Genomic DNA, 19,470 nt, shown 5'->3' with positions numbered 1-19,470 from the left:
GCTTAAAACGGATACTGGCCGGAGAAAGGTTCAGCAATCGCAACGCCAAAGTTTTTCAGGCGGCAGGTCGCGGCGAATTCGTCCTGGCTTTTGACAAACAGGCACGGCTCCCCTTCGCACTCCAGTACGGAGCTGTCCACTTCGATATCCGTCAGGGCCTGGCTGAGACGCTCCATCACCCGCCACGCATTTTCGTCGCTCGGGCTCAGCAGCTTGAGCGCCACCAGGCAATTCTCACAGCCCGCGACGCTTTGCGGAATCGGTTCAACTTTCGAACCTGCAAAACCCGCCGACCAGCGATAGCTCTGGGGCAAGCGATGGACAATGGAGAGTTGTAATGTATTCACGTTCGTTCCCCGGAAGCAAAATTTACTTCACAATTTATTTACATTTATAGTAACACATCATCGCCAACCTGCACTATTCAGCGCTTTTTTATCGGTATCGAGGCTCGCGTCGGCGCTATATGTACCCGTTTCTGCGATCTAACTCAACCTTTTTGAATACAATGATGTGACTTTTTACATAAATAGATTTTACATAAAATAAACAAACACGGAATAAACGAACGCGAGGTTGGTTGATATGCGTCAACAAAAAAGGCCCTTTCGGGCCTTATCTGCGCGTTAGTGCGCCGCTTTTCGCGGCCGGCTGGCATAAAGACAGAAAAGCACAGAGCTGGTTGCGCAAAAAGCCATCGCCCACAGCATAGGCCAGGCCGTAGTAAAGGTCGCCATAGAGAGTAACGCCCCGACGATGGCACCAATCCCGAAGCGGAAGGTTCCCGCCAGTGACGATGCGGTTCCCGCCATGTGCGGGAATTCGTCGAGGATCACCGCCATCGCATTGGACGAGATCATCGACACGCAGCCGACAAAGGCCGCCACGCCGATCACCAGCGCCCAGAAGCCCACGCCCAGAAACGCGCTCACCACCAGCCAGACCGCCATCACAAACTGGATCCACAGCCCGGCGCGGAACATGTTCAGCGCGCCCACCCGCCGGACAAAGCGGCTGTTAATGATGGTCAGGACAAAAAGGAAGACGATATTAAGCGCAAAATAATAGCCAAAGTGCTGCGGCGAAACGTGGTTCAGTTCGATATAGACAAACGGCCCGGCGCTCAGGAAGGAGAACATTCCGGCGAAGCTGAACCCGCTCGCCAGCATGTAGCTCAGCACCCGCTTGTGGCGAAACAGCGAGGCAAAGTTGCCTATCGTGGTTCGAATATGAAATTTCTGGCGGCGCTCGACGGGCAGCGTTTCATCAATAAAGAAGAAAATCATCGCCGAGGCCAGCAGCGCGGCCAGCGCCAGGATCCAGAAAATCGCGTGCCAGCTAAACCACACCAGCACCGCACCACCGGCCATCGGTGCCACCAGCGGCGCAATCGTCGTCACCAGCATGACGAACGACATCATGCGGGAGAACTCTTCTTTCGGGTAGATATCACGCATCAGGGCGTTGATCACCACGCTCGCGGCAGCAGCGGCCAGCCCGTGCAGGAAGCGCATGATAATCAGTTGATCGATACTCTGCGCCAGCGCACAGGCGACCGCTGCGGCCGCAAAGACCAGCGTCCCGCCAAGAATAACCGGCTTACGCCCCAGGCTGTCGGCCATTGGGCCATACAGCAGCTGTCCGAGCGCGAAACCGAGAATATAGGTGCTGAGCGTCATCTGCGCGCTGCCTGCCGGTACGCCAAACTGGGCGGAAATCACCGGCAGCGCAGGCAGATACATGTCGATAGACAGCGGCATCAGCATCGCCAGCAGGCCAAGAATGAAGACAATTTTGAACGACGAGTGTGGCCTGGTGGTCACAGGGTTCTCCTGAAATTAGTGCGAAGGCAGACCGACGCTGGCAATCTCTTCTTCCGTCAGCGGACGATATTCACCGGGTGCCAGGTCGGGATCGAGCGCAATCGCACCGATGCGTTCACGGTGCAGGCCCACAACGTGGTTACCCACGGCGGCAAACATGCGTTTCACCTGATGGTAGCGTCCTTCGCTGATGGTCAAACGGACCTCCGTCGGGGTGATGACCTCAAGCACGGCGGGTTTGGTCAGATCCTTTTCATTATGCAGCTGAACGCCTTTCGCGAATTGCTCTGCCGTGTCATCCGCAACCGGTGACTCCAGCGTGACCAGATAGGTTTTCTCACAGTGGTGGCGCGGGGAAGTGATGCGATGCGACCACTGTCCGTCGTCGGTCATCAGCACCAGACCGGTGGTGTCGATGTCGAGGCGGCCCGCGGCGTGCAGCTTGTGCGCCACCGGCTCGTCGAGGAAATAGAGGACCGTCGGGTGATCCGGATCGTCCGTTGAGCAGACATAGCCTTCCGGCTTATTGAGCATGAAATAGCGGGGACCGTGCTGCTGGGTCAGCGGATTGCCGTCGTACTCAACCTGATGGTCAGGCTGCAGTTTGAACGCGCTGTCTCGCACAATGTCGCCATCCACGGTAACGCGGTTGGCGCGAATTTCGCGCCCGGCAATAGCGCGGCTTACGCCGAGTTGCTGAGCGATAAACTTATCAAGTCGCATGAAATCTTTTTAGCCTTAATGGTGCTGGATGTCGGACCGTGCGTCCGAAAAAAGAAGCAGTCAGGAACGGTTCAGTATAATGGTCTGGTTGCGCCACTCAAGGGAAAAAGTTTCGTGGCATACTATATGCGGATTAACGAAACCGAGACCCCATGACTTTTACACTTCGTCCCTATCAGCAGGAAGCCGTTGACGCGACGCTCGCCTGGTTCCGTAAACACCGGGAACCGGCGGCCATTGTCCTCCCGACCGGTGCAGGCAAGAGCCTGGTCATTGCCGAACTGGCGCGCCTGGCGCGTGGTCGCGTGCTGGTATTGGCCCACGTCAAAGAGCTGGTGGCGCAAAACCATGCCAAATATTGTGCGCTGGGGCTGGAAGCCGACATTTTCGCCGCCGGGCTGAAGCGCAAAGAGAGCCACGGCAAAGTGGTTTTCGGCAGCGTACAGTCGGTGGCCCGCAACCTGGATCTGTTCCGCAGCGAGTTTTCGCTGCTGATTGTCGACGAATGTCACCGCATCAGCGATGACGACGACAGCCAGTATCAGCAAATCCTCACTCACCTTAAAGAGGTGAACCCTCACTTACGCCTGCTCGGCCTGACGGCAACCCCGTTTCGTCTGGGCAAAGGCTGGATCTACCGCTTTCATTATCACGGCATGGTGCGCGGCGACGAGAAAGCGCTGTTCAGCGACTGTATCTATGAACTTCCGCTGCGCTACATGATTAAGCACGGCTACCTGACGCCGCCCGAGCGGCTGGATATGCCGGTCGTGCAGTACGATTTCAGCCGCTTACAGGCGCAGAGCAACGGGCTGTTCAGCGAGGCGGATCTTAACCATGAGCTGAAAAAACAGAAGCGGATCACGCCGCATATCATCAGCCAGATTGAAGAGTTCGCGCAAACGCGTAAAGGGGTGATGATTTTTGCTGCCACCGTCGAACACGCGCGCGAAATCACGGGACTGCTACCCGCTGACGACGCAGCGCTGATCACTGGCGAAACGCCCGGCCCGGAGCGCGACAGGCTGATTGAGGCTTTCAAAGCCCAGCAGTTCCGCTACCTGGTGAATGTCTCCGTATTAACCACCGGGTTTGACGCCCCGCACGTCGACCTGATTGCGATTCTGCGCCCGACCGAATCCGTCAGCCTGTATCAGCAGATTGTCGGCCGTGGCCTGCGCCTGGCGCCGGGCAAAACCGACTGCCTGATACTGGATTACGCCGGCAACCCGCACGATCTGTACTCCCCGGAAGTGGGCGCGCCAAAAGGCAAAAGCGACAACGTGCCGGTACAGGTGTTTTGCCCGGCCTGCGGCTTTGCCAACACCTTCTGGGGAAAAACCACCGCCGACGGCACGCTGATTGAACACTTTGGCCGCCGCTGTCAGGGCTGGTTTGAGGATGATGAGGGGCATCGCGAGCAGTGCGATTTCCGCTTCCGCTTCAAAAACTGCCCGCAGTGCAACGCCGAAAATGACATCGCCGCCCGCCGCTGCCGCGAGTGCGACACGGTGCTGGTGGACCCGGACGACATGCTGAAAGCGGCGCTGAAGCTGAAAGATGCGCTGGTGCTGCGCTGCTCCGGCATGGCGCTGCAGCCCGGCGCGGATGAAAAAGGCGAATGGCTGAAAATCACCTATTACGACGAGGATGGCGCTGACGTCAGCGAACGGTTCAGGGTTCAGACGCCTGCCCAGCGCACGGCATTTGAGCAGCTGTTTATCCGGCCGCATACCCGCACGCCTGGCGTGCCGCTGCGCTGGATAACCGTGGCGGATATCGTGCATCAGCAGGCGCTGCTGCGCCACCCCGACTTCGTGGTCGCCCGCAAGAAAGGCCAGTTCTGGCAGGTTCGCGAGAAGGTCTTTGACTATGAAGGTCGCTTCCGTCGGGCAAATGAATTGCGCGGTTAACGGGACTTTTCATTGATGTGCGGGGCATTTGAGTATAAAATGCCGCCCGCTTCACATCCGTGGGGCAGAACACTCACCTGCTGCTGGGTCGCCTGTAGTAGGGTTTTAAATACAGAGAGAAATCAATGTTTACTATCGAAGCAGAAGTACGTAACGTGCAGGGTAAGGGTGCGAGCCGCCGCCTGCGTAACGCTAACAAGTTCCCGGCTATCGTTTACGGTGGCGAAGCTGCTCCAGTTGCTATCGAACTGGATCACGACAAAGTGTGGAACATGCAGACCAAAGCTGAGTTCTACAGCGAAGTTCTGACCATCGTTGTTGGCGGTAAAGAAGAAAAAGTGAAGGTTCAGGCTGTTCAGCGTCACGCGTTCAAGCCAAAACTGACTCACATCGACTTCGTTCGCGCGTAATCGCAAACCTGTCGAGAAAACCCCGCTTCGGCGGGGTTTTTTTATGGCTGCTATTTACCGCCAGACGTGCGGCGCTGAAGCTGATCGCGCAGGTTCGGCGGCGTACCTTTGATGGTCAGGGTATCGGTGGCCGGATCCCAGAAGATGCGTTCCCCCAACAGCATGGCGTCAAAGTTGATGGTTAACCCACCGCCGCTGCCGGCAAATTTGGTTAACTGACGCAGCGTGCTGCGATCCGCCGGGAAGCTCTCCTCAAGCTCATAGCCCTTCTCCGCGGTGAATTCCTGGAAGCTCACTTCGCTGACGCCCGCCAGCTCTTTTGACAGGGACTCCAGTTCAATCTCTTCCCCCGCCTGCAGCTGCTCGTTGCAGTAGCTGTAAACCTGCTGACGCACGGTCTGGCGTTCAGATTTATCGAGTTGCGCTTCCGCCGTGAAGTCATCAACGGCCTGCAGCAGCCCTTTGTTCTGCGCTTTGGCGTTCAGGCCTTCGCTGGCACCGAGGAAGTCCATAAAGAAATCCGCCACTTTGCGGCCCACCCGCCCCTTCAGGAAGGTAAGGTAGCGGGTCGACTCCGGGTTAGTTTCCCACTCGGTCAAATCAATGCGCGCCACAATATCCGCATGGTTGATATCCAGATAGTGCGTTGAGCTGATGTCCAGCTGCTCGTTCACGCGCATGCTACTTAAGTTATTCAGCACGGTAACCAGCAGGTACTCGACCGCCAGGTAACGATAGTGGCAGAACAGGACAATACCGCCGTCGGCGAACGGATATTTCGCCAGCTCGTCGCGCAGACGCCCGGTTGCCGCGCGACTAAACGCCAGGAAATCCTCCTCGCCCTGACGCTGCAGGCGCAGGCTATCGGCCAGCTCACTCTCTTCGCTGAACAGACCATAGGCTTTATTTTTAGCGCTGTAGACGCGATGCAGCTCTGCCATCATTTCCACAACGGTTGCCGTGGGTTCCAGTAACGAATCGCGTAGCACCACTTCAAGGGTTTGCTCATCACGCTTGATAAGCTGGTGCAAGGCAATCTGGTTGATTTCCAGACTCATGATAAACTCTCCTTTTAGACCGGGCGGTATTCAACCACCACCAGGACATGTGTGCAACAACAGATAAAAAAGGGGAAAAAAAGCTGTTGCTACGGTAATATGTTGCCCTTTCATCAACAAACTGATTTTGATTTATGCCACAACATTCCCGCTACAGTGATGAACACGTTGAACAACTGCTCAGTGAGCTGGTCAACGTACTGGAAAAACATAAAACGCCGACCGATCTCTCCCTGATGGTTTTGGGAAATATGGTCACCAACCTTATCAACACCAGCGTTGCTCCGGCTCAGCGTCAGGCGATCGCCAAATCTTTCGCCCAGGCGTTACAGTCATCCGTCAGCAACGACCAGGCCCATTAAGGGAAACGAACAACAGTTTATGGTGACGAATCGTCAGCGCTACCGTGAAAAAGTCTCCCAGATGGTCAGCTGGGGACACTGGTTTGCCCTGTTCAACATTCTGCTAGCGACGGTAATTGGCTGTCGTTATCTGTTTGTCGCAGACTGGCCCACAACGCTAACCGGGCGTATCTACTCCTGGATAAGCGTTGTTGGTCACTTTAGCTTTTTGGTATTCGCCACCTATCTGCTGATCCTGTTTCCTCTGACGTTTATCGTCATGTCGCAGCGTTTGATGCGGTTCTTGTCCGCAATCCTTGCGACGGTGGGGATGACGCTGCTGCTTATCGACAGTGAAGTGTTCACCCGGTTCCACCTGCATCTCAACCCTATCGTCTGGGAACTGGTGATCAACCCCGACCAGAACGAAACGGCCCGCGACTGGCAGCTGATGTTCATCAGCGTTCCGGTGATCCTGTTGATCGAGATGCTGTTTGCCACCTGGAGCTGGCAAAAACTCCGTAGCCTGACCCGACGCCGCCATTATGCGAAGCCCGTCGCCGCGCTCTTTTTCGTCTCATTTATCAGTTCGCACCTCATGTATATCTGGGCGGATGCGAACTTCTATCGCCCTATTACCATGCAGCGCGCTAACCTGCCGCTCTCTTATCCGATGACGGCCCGTCGTTTCCTTGAGAAACACGGCCTGCTTGATGCCCAGGAGTACCAGCGCCGTCTGGTCGAACAGGGTAATCCGGAAGCGGTTAGCGTACAGTATCCACTGAGCGATCTGCGCTATCGCGATATGGGTCGCGGGCAAAACGTCCTGCTGATTACCGTCGATGGCCTCAACTATTCTCGTTACGAGAAGCAGATGCCTGCGCTGGCCGATTTCGCGAGTCAGAACGTGTCGTTTACCCAGCATATGAGTTCAGGTAACTCAACCGATGCGGGTATCTTTGGCCTGTTCTATGGCATTTCTGCCGGATACATGGACGGCGTGCTGTCTGCGCGCATTCCTGCGGCGCTGATCACCGGACTTAATCAGCAGGGCTATCAGTTAGGGCTGTTCTCATCGGACGGCTTCAACAGTTCACTGTACCGCCAGGCGCTACTCTCTGATTTCTCACTGCCTGCCGCGCAGAGCCAGTCTGATGCCCAGACCGCAAACCAGTGGATAAACTGGCTGCAGCGCTATGCGCAGGAAGATAACCGCTGGTTCTCGTGGGTGGCCTTTAACGGCACAACGCTTAACGACAGCAACCAGGCTGGTTTTGCGCGCCGCTACGGCCGCGCGGCCAGCGATGTTGACGCACAGATTGGCCGCGTGCTTGACGCGCTACGTGAATCAGGCAAGCTTGATAATACCGTCGTGATCGTGACCGCGGGGCATGGCGTACCGTTAGGCGACGAGACGAAGAGCATGAGCTGGTCACGTCCAAACCTGCATGTTCCGCTGGTGATCCACTGGCCGGGAACGCCGGCGCAGCGCATCAATATGCTCACAGAACATAAAGACGTCATGACGACCCTGATGCAGCGCCTGCTGCACGTCAGCACGCCAGCAAACGAGTATTCGCAGGGGCAGGATCTCTTCAGCGCCACGCGCCGCCATAACTGGGTGACTGCAGCTGACGGCAACACGCTGGTGGTGACCACGCCGAAGCTGACGCTGGTGCTGAATAGCAACGGGAACTATCAGACCTATAATCTGCAGGGTGAACGGCTGAAGGACCAGAAACCACAGCTTAGCCTGCTGTTACAGGTTCTGACGGATGAGAAGCGCTTCATCGCTAACTGATTAATAATAAACCAGTTAGCGACGGATTCCCTTGCATTCGAAACGGAATCGAGTAGTATTCTTTCTATGCGTCGGCACGTAGCGCAGCCTGGTAGCGCACCGTCATGGGGTGTCGGGGGTCGGAGGTTCAAATCCTCTCGTGCCGACCAAATTACAGTACGGGGTGGTTCAGTCCAGTCCGGAAGATGTAGGTTAAGCCGCAGTCTCTAAGTGATTGCGGCTTTTCTTTGTCTGGTGTGGTTTGGACTGATACGTTTACAGCCAGATATTTTAGTTATACGTTTTGTTATACACCTCCGATATAACAAAGGAACGTATAACATGGCGCGAGTCACTACCCCTCTCACCGCTACATAAGTCCGTGCGGCGCGTCCGGCTGAAAAGGAATACACCTTACAGGACGGCAACGGGCTTTATCTTCTCGTCAAACCTAACGGCGCTAAATTCTGGCGTTTCAACTATGTACGCTCCGGCGATAAAAAGCGTGCGCTGGTCAGTTTCGGCTCTCTGGACGATGTGGCGCTTGCAGAGCGCCCGTAAACGCCGCGATGAATACCGTGCAATGGTTTCCGCAGGTATTGACCCGCAACACCACCAGCAACGCCGGGGGCATACCCGGCATGATGGCCCGCATCGTCAGATTTTTACACCCGCGTAAAATAAAAATCGAGGCAATTATTCATCTGATGGATATTCCGCATCAACCCTATAAATAACAATTAATTATGTTAATTTTTATTACAGTAAAGCCATTGTATATTCTTTCGGCAGGGCTAAAGTATTGCTTGTTAATGCTTTCTGAAAGGAAGTCAGAATGAGTCATTCGTCCATATGCAACCGCTTTCCCCCTTCCCTAAATATTTCCCGGCAATACCTCCTGCTGCAACTTGCATGGAGGGGATTATGATAATCAGCCCGCCGTTAGTCCGCCCCCGGAATGCCGGAGAAAATGATCCGTCATGGGTCAGCAGAATGATGCCCGTAGACATAAACCGGGACTTCCCGCTCAACAGACAAGCATCATGGCACGGTGGTGTGCATGTCCTCCACACTGACCGCTATGAGGAAGGATACGACCGCATTGAGGTTGTTCGCGCCATTGCGGATGGAGAAGTCGTCTCTTTCCGTAAACCATCCGGCACGAACAAACGCGACGTATTCCCGCTGAATTACACTGGCAAAACTGATGACGGCTATGTCCTCCTGAAACACGAAACCGCCATTGGCTCAGGTGACAGTGGCACCGTAGTATTCTATTCCCTGTATATGCACCTGCGGGACAAGTTAGACCCGGCGATTCAGGACGGAGCCAAAATCTGGCGTAAGGATCCCATCGGGCAAAATGGCATGGTGGATAACGTGAACGCCTTTCACTTTCAGGTATTCTGTGACGACGAGAACATGCTGAAACTGACCGGGCGAAACACACCCGGCCTGAACATCGCCACAGATGGCAGGACAGACACGGTTTACGGCGATATACATTTTTATCTGCCTTCGGGAACACCGTTTTATGAGCAGGTAGCCAATGCAGGATCACCCGATACGGGTAATCTGAACAAGGTCCACACCAGCACCGTGCCGCTGTTTGTCAGCATGACCTTTGAAAACGGTAGCTGCACGATGGTCACCCGAAGTAAAAATGCGACCAGTGATTTTATCTATGACACGGTGGGCGATCCCCTGGTGGATACAGACAGCGAAAAAAATAAGGACGGAAATCCTGTTGGCTATGAATACAGTCTGTACCACACAGCATGTCGCCTGTATCCACAAAATCCGTCAGCAGGCTTCGAACTCCTCCGCTTCGGGCGGGTCATCAACACCGAACATGAAACCCTGACACCTGCCAACGCTCCGCTGTGGCGTACCGTCAGTTTTCCCGGTGGTAGAGGAATGGTTAACATGGCCTCTCCCGATATAAAAAAATTCAGTGATGCCGATTTTCCCCACTGGACAGGATGGTGGATGGTGGACGATGACATGGACAATAACAGCCAGTGTAATTCCCCGCTCATTGCTGCTTTACAGAAAAGCGGGCACCTCAGCGAACTGAGCAGCAAGCTTGTCTGCCATTTTCCGCTGGAATGGAATGCAGCCACCTTTGACCAGCGCTATGCCTGGCTGAAAAAAGGCAGCGAAAATGTACCCGCCATGTCGGTTGTGGACTACAGCAAAATCAAAGAACATGCATCCGCTCTGTGCTTTGATACAGGCACACTTGGCACTGGTCGACTGTGGCACTTCCACCCGGCCGCATTTATCAGCCATTTCCGCAAGTGTTGCTGGCTAAGTACGTCAGAGCTAAAACAATTAATTCCATTGCATGCAATCAGCAATACACATTGGAGTTCAGTTATATATAACGATGCTGAAAATAGTGTTGCTAACAAAATCCATAGCAGCCTAAATAACACAATGCAAAAGTACTTAATTAATACACCTTTACGAATAGCTTGCTTCCTCGGTAATGCAATTCAAGAAACAGCTTGGTTAAGCACCACTCATGAGGCATATCGATATACAGATAGAGATCGGCACACCAGAACTGTTATAGGGCATCATAATGCTTGGTACTATCCGTGGCATGGCAGAGGTCTTTTGCAGCTAACAAGCCCAGATAATTACTTCACATATTTCAGCTTTAGGGGTTTTAGTTACCCTAGCAACATCAAAAATAGGCTTTCCGCTGAATACAAAAGACTCTATGACAATAAAGCATTAAGAGATACCGATAATCACCTTGGCGACTCTAGCAATACAGACCTTCCCGTGAATATTATTGAATGGCGAGATAACATTCAAAATAACAGTTATGAGTCAAATGATAGTGCAGGGTTCTACTGGAGCTTAAATGTGATGGCTAAGTACGCCGATGCTGGGCACTCACTAGAGAGATGTTCAGTAGGTGGCAAGGTATATTATCGCAGCCAAGCCTTCTGGAAGGCCAGTGCGTCAGTTAACCTTCCGGGATGCATTGGAGACAATCATTACCGAGGGCTGAATGGATTTGAAACTCGCTGCTGTGTTTACGGTAGTGCTATTTCAGTCCTTACTGAACAGAGGTTCCCCAACGTTCGTGGTGAATTAGCAAATGAAAAACCAGAATCAAACCAGCTTCGGAGAGAAATATGAAATTATTAATCTCATTAATTGCAATGCTTGCATCTTCCTTATCGATTAATGCAAATGCGAATGAGCTAATGTTCAAATGCTCAACACAAAATAATAAAACAATCTCTATCTATCAAGATGGTAATAACTTAACGTATAAATTTGGAAGGAAAAACTCCAAACCAGAAATGGATTTAACAAAAAACAAAGAACAGCTAAGCATTACGCAAGAAATTCCTGTAGGTACAGGGCTAAACAGCTCAGTAGAGTTTAAAAATGGTATCTATAGTTACACGATAAACGAAAGTTTAAACAGAGTTAGTGATGAACACGAGGCATCTGCATGGCTAGATGTATCGAAAAATAAAGACATTATCAGTTCAATAGACTGTAACATTGACTACGGCTCGCTTTCTGATATCAAGTAAACCAAGAAATAAGGAAATCTATTCTATGAATACAGGAAACAACACTCACACGACGTTTGCGGATGGGTACCGTGAAGGATATAGGGCAATTATGGGCAACTTGGTGGTTTTGCCCGTAATTCCCGTCGCCCCGGTAACACCAGTGGGCAGCACCCCTTATCGTGAGGGGATTAAAGCCGGTATTGCGGATGCATCTCGCCGTTAAATCCTAAAGCCCTGCGGGGCTTTTTTTACGCCTGCAGCCGGTGGCGATTTACCATAACAGGGGTTTGAGGAGTAGTCAGATCACCACTGGCGGCGTTTCCGGGGTCTGAAGTGCGAAAGTCGTGGCTGGTGAACCGCAGGACAACCGGAAACGTGCCTGATAAGTTTTCGGCTATGTAGCATCGGCTCTGCATAAGACAGGGCATGTAAGCCCTGTTAAACCACTTTACAACTCTATCGTTACACCCTGCGCTCTCTGGTCGTTCTTTATTCTTCGTTCTTCGTGCTGCGCGTTAAGCTGACATAAAGGCAATCCGGAGCGACTATATGCTGATGACCTAAGCCGCCTACGCCCGGCACAAAGGCGTAAGCCGACAGACCGTCTACGATCGAATCGCCAGAGGTGAGCTTGTGCTAGTGGGCGGTAAAATTGATGCCAGCGCCTCAGAACTAAAAGTGATGAATTTTGTCGCCCCTGCTGCATGGCGTGACGACAACAAGCGGGTAAACATTTCGCCGAAAGCCGCAGGTGATAACCGAAGCAAAAGAAAGGTGACTTTTCACTGATGTTATACGTTCAGTTATACCGAATAACTATGAACAATACTTATGTGATTTAAATCATTCACTTACAGCATTAATTCAAGTCTTCTCGTGACAAAAACACATTGAAAACCAGCCTCTTACGGCTGGTTTTTTATTTTGCCTCGTCCGGTGTTTTGCGCAGGTACATCAGCGTAACCAGACAAATCACGGCTCCGGCATAAAACGTATATTCCGCGCCAAACGTTTCCCAGATGGCCCCGGCGCCCAGGCTGGCGACTAACAATCCCACGCCGCTGACCAGACTAAAAATGCCGTAGGCGGTACCGCGCAGATCCGCAGGTGCCGTTTTTGCGATCATTGCCGCCAGCAGCCCCTGCGTCATCCCCATATGCACTCCCCAAAGCGCAACGCCCAGAAGCATTCCAGCCCAGTGGCTGCTTAGCGCCAGCACAATATCTGCCCCAATCAGCATCACCAGGCCCCACTGCAGTAGTCGGGTGTGGCTCATCCCGTCCGATAACTTGCCAAACGGATAGGCTGACAGAAAATAGAGCAAATTCATGGCCACCATCACCAGCGGGATCAGCGCCAGCGGCACCCCCGACTGCTGTGCGCGCAGGACAAGAAAGGCTTCACTGAAACGTGCGAGCGTGAAGATGGCGCCCAGGCCAATAACCCACCAGCAGCCTTTCCCGAGGCGCCTGAGGTTCTCTTTTTTGATGGGGTTCGTGCGTTTATGTTCGACGGGCGTTTTCGGCTCATGCAGGCCGAAGAAAAGCAGCGCCACGGCGAGGACGCCGGGGATCACCGCAATCCAGAAAATCGTGCGGAAATCATCGTTCCACAGCAGCATTAAGCCTACGGCCAGCAGCGGCCCGAGAAATGCGCCGACGGTATCCATCGACTGACGCAGCCCAAAGGCCGCGCCGCGAAGTTCCGGCGGCGTAACGTCAGCGACCAGCGCATCGCGCGGCGCGCCCCGGATCCCCTTCCCTACCCGGTCGATTAAGCGTGCCCCCAGAATCATGCCCGACGAAGAGGCGATAGCGAACAACGGCTTACTCAGCGCGCCAAGACCGTAGCCCAGCACCGCCAGTCCTTTACGTTTACCCAGGTAGTCACTGATGGCACCGGAAAAAACTTTGATAAACAGCGCGGTGGCTTCAGCCAGGCCTTCAATCAAGCCAATGAAAATCACGCTGGCTCCCAGCGTCGTGACCATAAACAGCGGCAGCAGGCTGTGAATGATCTCCGAGGAGATATCCATCAGCATACTGACCCCACCCACAACCCAGACGCCTTTCGGGATCCGGCTGAGCGTTGCAAACCGGGATAACATTGAACATCTCCTGATTTATGTCGAACAACCTTGTTCGACACAGAATACCCTGGAAATGCGAATAAATATCATCACATATAAAAAAGCCAGCCCGCAGGCTGGCTTCTTATAGCAGGTGAATGCTCAATGTTTTTCACGTCCGCCCAGGAAGAAAATGCCCAGCGGGATGGCCAGCAGAACGGTGAAGACAAGGCTGTAAACGAAGATCATCGCCGACTGCAGCACATACATGCTGGTAGTCCAGGCGGAGAGAGGAATGTTGTACTGTTCAATGACGCCAACAATGGTGGCCCGCCCGACGCACGCGGCAGCAATCATAAACACGACGAGTAGCGCCAGGAGGAACTTGCGGCCTTCAGGTGTTTTCAGTTTTGCACGAACCATCTCTCTTCCCTTTCACAGATGAATAACATTATCGATAGACTAAAATAACACGAACGCCCGCCACACTCCACACCAGTACAAACACCTGCCAAAACGGTTAATGTTAAGTTTATTACGCTGCATATAATGAAAATGTAAGTAAATCACACCAATCATTCACACTCGTTATGTTAGTCTGTTCAGGACCGTTTTGACATAAAGGAATGACAATGAAAAACGCACCTAAATTTGCCATCGCGCTTCTCGCCGCCGCGTGCGTCAGCACCAGCGCTTTCGCCAGCGACGCCCAAAAAGTGCAGCCGCTGGAAAAAGTTGCACCCTATCCGCAAGCGGAAAAAGGCATGAAGCGTCAGGTGATTCAACTGCCGGTTCAGCAGGACGAAGCGAATTACAAAGTCGAACTGTTAATTGGCAAGACGCTGGAAGTGGACTGCAATCAGCATCGTCTGGGCGGCCAGCTGGAAAGCAAAACCCTGGAAGGCTGGGGTTATGACTATTACGTCTTTGATAAAGTGACCTCTCCGGTCTCTACCATGATGGCCTGCCCGGACGGCAAGAAAGAGAAGAAATTTGTGACGGCCTATCTGGGCGACAACAGCCTGCTGCGCTACAACAGCAAGTTGCCGATCGTGGTATATACGCCTGAAAACGTGGAAGTAAAATATCGCGTGTGGAAGGCAGAAGAGACGGTCGGACAAGCGGTAGTACGTTAAAAACAAGTCGGGTGGCGGCTTCGCCTTACCCGACCTGCTAAACTAAAAACGGTAACAGATGTTACCGTTTTGCTTTTACCTTACAGCGCGATATCCGCAACCGGCTTGTTTTCCGGCTGAGGCTTCAGCTCCGCCTTCGGCGCAGCATCCGCAGCCTGCGGCTTCACGTACTGCAGCTGCAGCACGCGGCTGGTGTACTCCAGCTCTTGTTCCGTCGCATCCACGTTACCGTTCAGCTTCGTGCCGTAGGATGGAATAATGGTTTTCAGCTTCGCCTGCCATTCCGGGCTGGCAACTTTGTCTTTAAACACTTTTTCCATCAGGTGCAGCATAATTGGCGCAGCGGTAGATGCACCCGGTGACGCACCCAGCAGCGCGGCAATCGTGCCATCCTTATCGCTCACCACTTCGGTCCCCAGACGCAGCACGCCGCCCTCTTTCGGATCGCGCTTGATGATCTGCACGCGCTGACCCGCCTGCCACAGACGCCAGTCTTCTTTCTTCGCCTGCGGATAGTACTCTTTCAGCGCCTCGAAGCGTTCTTCATCAGAAAGCATCACCTGGCTAATCAGGTATTTCACCAGGTCGAAATTATCCAGGCCCACGTCCATCATCGGTTTGACGTTAGAGGTGGTGGTCGCGCTCAGCAGATCCCAGAGGGAGCCGTTTTTCAGGAACTTGGTTGAGAAGGTCGCGAACGGTCCGAACAGCACCACGCGTTTACCGTCAAGCATACGGGTATCGATATGCGGGACGGACATCGGTGGCGCACCGACGGAAGCCTGACCGTACACTTTTGCCAGGTGACGGTTCACCACTTCCGGGTTCTCGGACACCAGGAACTGGCCGCCGACCGGGAAGCCCGCGTAGTCGTCAGCTTCAGGAATACCGGACTCCTGCAGCAGCTTCAGCGCCGCGCCGCCCGCACCGATGAAGACAAATTTCGCCTTAATGACGTGCTCGGCTTCATTGTTTTTCAGATCGGCAACCGTCACGCTCCAGCTGTTGTCCGCATTGCGCTTAAAGCCGCGCACTTCGGTGCTGAGCTGCAAATTGAAGTTATCTTTCTTCTTCAGGGACGCCACCAGCTGACGGGTAATTTCGCCGTAGTTCACATCGGTGCCAATTTCGGTACGGGTCGCCGCCACTTTCTGGTTCGGGTCACGGCCTTCCATGACCAGAGGAGCCCACTCTTTAATCTGCGCGTGGTCTTCGGAGTATTTCATCCCGCGGAACAGGGTGCTCTGCTGCAGCGCAGCGTAGCGCGCGCGCAGGAAATTCACGTTTTGCTCGCCCCACACAAAGCTCATGTGCGGCACGGTATTGATGAAGGAGTGCGGGTCATGCATCACGCCGCTGTTGACCTGGTGGGACCAGAACTGACGCGAGATCTGGAACGCTTCGTTGATCTCTACCGCCTTCTCGATACTAATGGAACCGTCCTTTTTCTGCGGCGTATAGTTCAGTTCCATGAGTGCCGAATGGCCCGTACCAGCGTTATTCCAGCCGTTCGAACTCTCCTGCGCCACGCCATCGAGGCGCTCGACCATGGTCATGGACCAGTCCGGCTGCAGTTCTTGCAGATAGGTTCCCAGCGTGGCGCTCATGATACCGCCACCGATTAAAAGGACGTCCGTTTCCTGCTCTTTTGGTGCGTCTGCTTTCGCTGCCATTGAGACGGCGTTGAGCCCGACGGCCAGAGAAAAGAGCATGGCAGTCATTTTTTTCATAATTTATGCCTTAGTGTAAAAGTGCTTGATGCGTGGAAATTGCAGGTGAAAAAAGCTGCGTGGGCACGGTAACAACTTTTAAATATTGTTTAAAGGTTACGAAATTATTGTAATTGTGAAATTTAATGATGGATTGTTTGTAGGGGATTGCGGCGCGCAACTGGTATAAGGAGGAATTTATGGCTACTATGCTGCACTTTGTGATCGCGCGCACGGAAGCCTGCCCTAACCAGCGAACTGTTATGTCCTTACCTCATTCTGCCGTATCCCCTGAAGACAGTGTAGCCAGCGTGCTGCACTCCCCTAAACAACTGGCGCGTGAAACGCTGGCGGGCGTGATTACCGCTCTGGCGCTGATCCCCGAAGTGATCTCATTTTCCGTGGTGGCGGGCGTTGACCCGAAGGTCAGCCTGATCGCCTCCGTGGTGCTGTGTCTTGCTCTCTCCGTGCTGGGCGGTCGTCCGGCGATGGTCACGGCTGCGGCCGGTTCCGTAGCGCTGGTGATTGGCCCGATGGTGCATCAGCACGGGGTACAGTACATTCTTCCGGCCGTGCTGATGGCTGGCGTGATCCAGATTCTGTTTGGCGTGCTGGGCATGGCAAGGCTGATGCGCTTTATTCCCCAGTCGGTGATGACCGGATTTGTTAACGCCCTTGGCATTTTGATTTTCTTCGCTCAGGTGCCGCATTTCTGGAGCCGAAGCCCGCTGATTGTGGGCCTGTTCGTGCTGACGCTGCTGATTGTGCTGTGGGTGCCGCGCTATATTAAAAGCGTCCCTTCCCCGCTGATTGCGATTGTGCTGTTAACCCTTTTCACCGTCACCACCGGTCAGATCCTGCCGACTGTCGGTGATGAAGGCTCAATGACTGGCGGTCTGCCTGGATTTACCGAGCTGCTGGTGCCGCTTAATTTACAGACGCTGAACATTATCTGGCCATGCGCGTTGAGTATTGCCTTCGTCGGTCTGCTGGAGTCCCTGCTGACGGCAAAACTGGTGGATGAACTGACGGTTACGCCCTCCAGCAAGCGTCGCGAGAGCATCGGGCTGGGCGTGGGGAATATCATGGCCGGGCTCTACGGTGGCATTGCGGGCTGCGCGATGATCGGACAAACAATCGTTAACGTGGAGATGGGGAAAGGACGAAGCCGCATTTCAACCATTGCGGCGGGCATCGTGCTGCTGCTCCTGGTAACGGCGCTCAGCGAAGTGATGGCCAAAATCCCGATGGCGGTGCTGGCGGGGATTATGGCGATTGTTGCCGTCAAAACCTTCAGCTGGCACAGCCTTCAGCCCGCCACGATAAAAAATGCCCCGGTTGCCGAAACGGTGGTAATGCTGGTAACAGTAGCCGCCACGGTATCAACCGGCAACCTGGCGGTTGGCGTACTGGGCGGGATTATCGTCATGGCACTGATCCCCGCCCGCATTAAGCGTCGGGTTAAAGCAGAAAAATCGTTGCCAGCCCAAGAAAAATAAAGAAACCGCCGGTATCGGTGATGGCGGTGATCATCACGCTCGACCCCACCGCGGGGTCGCGCCCCAGTTTGGTCATCGTCAGCGGGATAATGACGCCCATCATCGATGCCACCAGCAAATTCAGCACCATCGCCAGCATCATCACGCCGCCTAAGGCCATATCGTCATACAGCCACCACGTGATGCCGCCCATAATGCCGCCCCATACCAGGCCGTTAATCAGCGCCACGCCCATTTCCCTGAAGATCAGAAAGGCGAAGTTACCGGGCTGAATATTTTCCAGCGCCAGCGCGCGGACGATCATGGTGATGGTCTGGTTTCCGGTGTTGCCGCCAATTCCGGCCACAATCGGCATCAGCGAGGCCAGCGCCACCAGCTGCGAAATGGTGTGTTCAAAGCCGTCAATCACGCGGGAAGCGATGAAGGCGGTACACAGGTTAATAGCCAGCCAGGCCCAGCGGGTTTTCACCGCCTTACCGACGGAGGCGTGGACGTCATCTTCGGCGCTGATCCCGCCTAGCGCGCGCAGGTCGTTATCGGTCTCTTCATAAACCACGTCAACGATTTCATCGATGGTCAGACGGCCCATCAGCTTGCCAACGGAGTCTACGACCGCCGCACTCACAAGGTCATCACGTTCAAAGGTACGCGCCGCTTTTTCCGCATCGTCTTCCGGGGAGAAGACCATCGGCTCGTTTTCCATCACCTCGCTCACCCGCTGCTGGGCGCTGTTGAGCAGGATGGTTTTCAGCTCCAGCTCGCCAAGCAGGGTTTTATCCCGCGAGGTGACAAACAGCTTATCGGTGTTGTCCGGCATTTTGCCCAGGCGGCGCAGATAGCGCTGCACGGTACCGAGCGTGACGTCCGGACGTACCGTGATAACGCCGAACTCCATGATCGCGCCGACGCTGTTTTTCTCGTAGTGCATCACCTGGCGCACGCGCGCACGTTCATCGGCAGGCAGAGAGGCCAGCAGGCGGCCGGTCAGGTTACGCGGCAGATGCTGTACAAGGTAAATCTGCTCGTCGATATCCAGGGTTTGCAGGGCGTCGAGGATATCCCGATCGCTCATCTCGTCGATCAGGTCATCCCAGACGTTTTCGGAGGCTTCAAGCAGAACCTGGCCGCGCTCGTGATCCTGTACCAGGCGCCAGAGGGCGTGACGCTCTTCCGAAGGAAGCGCTTCCAGGGTATCCGCCAGATCCGGCGGCGGTAAATGAGCAACCAGCGCACCTACCTCAGCAATATCGTCGGCTAAGGTGCCGACATCATATTGCTCAGCCAGGGTCAGTTTGCCTAATAGCGTAGACGTGACCGCTTTATCGGTCGTGAGAAGCCAGATGAGTCGCGCACGTTCCTGGTCACGCTGCCTGGCGCTGTTTTTCTTTAATACCGACATCAATCATAAATCCATTAAATGAGTTGAGACTAAGCATAGCGCGAGGATATGTAAATAAGAATAAAC

At 54.0% G+C, this 19,470-nt stretch carries 17 protein-coding genes, 1 tRNA gene and 2 pseudogenes; 12 read left to right on the top strand and 8 right to left on the bottom strand.

Features of this window, described 5'->3' with window-relative positions; all coding sequences use genetic code 11:
- Positions 1-2: 2 nt before the first annotated feature.
- The 3 genes from IM294_RS16980 to rsuA all read right to left on the bottom strand — a co-directional run bounded on the left by IM294_RS16980 (position 3) and on the right by rsuA (position 2,546).
- Positions 3-347, bottom strand: a complete 345-nt coding sequence (locus IM294_RS16980) for a YejG family protein (protein WP_028013883.1) — start codon at positions 345-347, stop codon at positions 3-5.
- A gap of 279 nt (positions 348-626) precedes the next feature.
- Entirely contained in the window at positions 627-1,823 is a 1,197-nt protein-coding gene (locus IM294_RS16975) for a Bcr/CflA family multidrug efflux MFS transporter (RefSeq protein ID WP_048958051.1), read from the bottom strand.
- Positions 1,824-1,838: 15 nt separating this feature from the next.
- Positions 1,839-2,546: a 16S rRNA pseudouridine(516) synthase RsuA gene (gene rsuA, locus IM294_RS16970; protein WP_028013885.1), complete on the bottom strand. Its 708-nt coding sequence runs from the start codon at positions 2,544-2,546 to the stop codon at positions 1,839-1,841.
- A gap of 152 nt (positions 2,547-2,698) precedes the next feature.
- Here rsuA and IM294_RS16965 point away from each other — a divergent pair, with 152 nt between their 5' ends.
- Both IM294_RS16965 and rplY read left to right on the top strand, forming a co-directional pair.
- On the top strand, positions 2,699-4,459 hold the full coding sequence (locus tag IM294_RS16965; protein ID WP_047363059.1) for a DEAD/DEAH box helicase: 1,761 nt from the start codon (positions 2,699-2,701) through the stop codon (positions 4,457-4,459).
- A 125-nt stretch (positions 4,460-4,584) separates the two neighbouring features.
- Positions 4,585-4,869 (top strand): 50S ribosomal protein L25, encoded by a 285-nt coding sequence (gene rplY, locus IM294_RS16960; protein ID WP_028013887.1) that lies wholly within the window; start codon positions 4,585-4,587, stop codon positions 4,867-4,869.
- Between the two features lie 50 nt (positions 4,870-4,919).
- Here the strand turns inward: rplY and yejK are convergent, their stop codons facing one another.
- Complete coding sequence (gene yejK / locus IM294_RS16955) at positions 4,920-5,927, bottom strand: nucleoid-associated protein YejK (RefSeq protein WP_008500957.1); 1,008 nt, start codon at positions 5,925-5,927, stop codon at positions 4,920-4,922.
- 134 nt (positions 5,928-6,061) lie between these two features.
- On the opposite strand from yejK, the gene IM294_RS16950 reads away from it, so the two are divergent.
- The 8 genes and pseudogenes from IM294_RS16950 to IM294_RS22110 all read left to right on the top strand — a co-directional run.
- Complete coding sequence (locus IM294_RS16950) at positions 6,062-6,289, top strand: YejL family protein (protein WP_014884596.1); 228 nt, start codon at positions 6,062-6,064, stop codon at positions 6,287-6,289.
- Between the two features lie 19 nt (positions 6,290-6,308).
- Complete coding sequence (gene yejM, locus IM294_RS16945) at positions 6,309-8,069, top strand: LPS biosynthesis-modulating metalloenzyme YejM (protein WP_028013888.1); 1,761 nt, start codon at positions 6,309-6,311, stop codon at positions 8,067-8,069.
- Between the two features lie 72 nt (positions 8,070-8,141).
- A tRNA-Pro gene (locus tag IM294_RS16940) sits at positions 8,142-8,218 on the top strand.
- Positions 8,219-8,390: 172 nt separating this feature from the next.
- Positions 8,391-8,676 (top strand): annotated as a pseudogene (locus IM294_RS22115) (integrase arm-type DNA-binding domain-containing protein); the annotation flags it as partial.
- Positions 8,618-8,785 carry a hypothetical protein gene (locus IM294_RS16935; protein ID WP_185860350.1) on the top strand — a complete coding sequence of 56 codons (168 nt, stop codon included), beginning with the start codon at positions 8,618-8,620 and terminating at the stop codon, positions 8,783-8,785. The pseudogene IM294_RS22115 and the gene IM294_RS16935, both read left to right, overlap by 59 nt.
- Before the next feature lie 187 nt (positions 8,786-8,972).
- Positions 8,973-11,204: a M23 family peptidase gene (locus IM294_RS16930; RefSeq protein WP_126818202.1), complete on the top strand. Its 2,232-nt coding sequence runs from the start codon at positions 8,973-8,975 to the stop codon at positions 11,202-11,204.
- Positions 11,201-11,611 (top strand): hypothetical protein, encoded by a 411-nt coding sequence (locus IM294_RS16925; protein ID WP_126818201.1) that lies wholly within the window; start codon positions 11,201-11,203, stop codon positions 11,609-11,611. The genes IM294_RS16930 and IM294_RS16925 overlap by 4 nt, the downstream gene beginning before the upstream one ends.
- 546 nt (positions 11,612-12,157) lie before the next feature.
- Positions 12,158-12,265, top strand: a pseudogene (locus IM294_RS22110) (DNA-binding protein); the annotation flags it as partial.
- A 247-nt stretch (positions 12,266-12,512) separates the two neighbouring features.
- Here the strand turns inward: IM294_RS22110 and IM294_RS16920 are convergent.
- Positions 12,513-13,700, bottom strand: a complete 1,188-nt coding sequence (locus IM294_RS16920; protein ID WP_126818199.1) for an MFS transporter — start codon at positions 13,698-13,700, stop codon at positions 12,513-12,515.
- Positions 13,701-13,823: 123 nt separating this feature from the next.
- Positions 13,824-14,084: a DUF2534 family protein gene (locus tag IM294_RS16915; protein WP_008500962.1), complete on the bottom strand. Its 261-nt coding sequence runs from the start codon at positions 14,082-14,084 to the stop codon at positions 13,824-13,826.
- A gap of 209 nt (positions 14,085-14,293) precedes the next feature.
- Here IM294_RS16915 and eco point away from each other — a divergent pair, with 209 nt between their 5' ends.
- The gene (eco, locus tag IM294_RS16910) at positions 14,294-14,797 is read left to right on the top strand and encodes a serine protease inhibitor ecotin (RefSeq protein ID WP_126818198.1); all 504 of its coding nucleotides are present in this window, start codon (positions 14,294-14,296) and stop codon (positions 14,795-14,797) included.
- An 80-nt stretch (positions 14,798-14,877) separates the two neighbouring features.
- Here eco and mqo read toward each other — a convergent pair whose 3' ends face one another.
- Positions 14,878-16,527 carry a malate dehydrogenase (quinone) gene (gene mqo, locus IM294_RS16905; RefSeq protein ID WP_028013892.1) on the bottom strand — a complete coding sequence of 550 codons (1,650 nt, stop codon included), beginning with the start codon at positions 16,525-16,527 and terminating at the stop codon, positions 14,878-14,880.
- Between the two features lie 188 nt (positions 16,528-16,715).
- Between mqo and IM294_RS16900 the strand changes: the two genes are divergently transcribed.
- Positions 16,716-18,005, top strand: coding sequence for a SulP family inorganic anion transporter (locus tag IM294_RS16900; RefSeq protein ID WP_045259768.1), 1,290 nt, complete (start codon positions 16,716-16,718; stop codon positions 18,003-18,005).
- Here IM294_RS16900 and mgtE read toward each other — a convergent pair.
- A complete protein-coding gene (gene mgtE / locus IM294_RS16895) occupies positions 17,968-19,404 on the bottom strand; it encodes a magnesium transporter (RefSeq protein WP_028013894.1) in 1,437 nt (478 codons plus the stop codon). The two genes, IM294_RS16900 and mgtE, sit on opposite strands and share 38 nt — an antisense overlap.
- Positions 19,405-19,470: the final 66 nt, after the last annotated feature.

Origin of the sequence: Enterobacter cloacae complex sp. P43RS (genome assembly GCF_014930585.1) — a bacterium.
Classification (GTDB): Bacteria; Pseudomonadota; Gammaproteobacteria; order Enterobacterales; family Enterobacteriaceae; genus Enterobacter; species Enterobacter bugandensis.
Note: the sequence above shows the minus strand (reverse complement) of the source record. Positions and strands in the feature narration are given on the sequence as shown.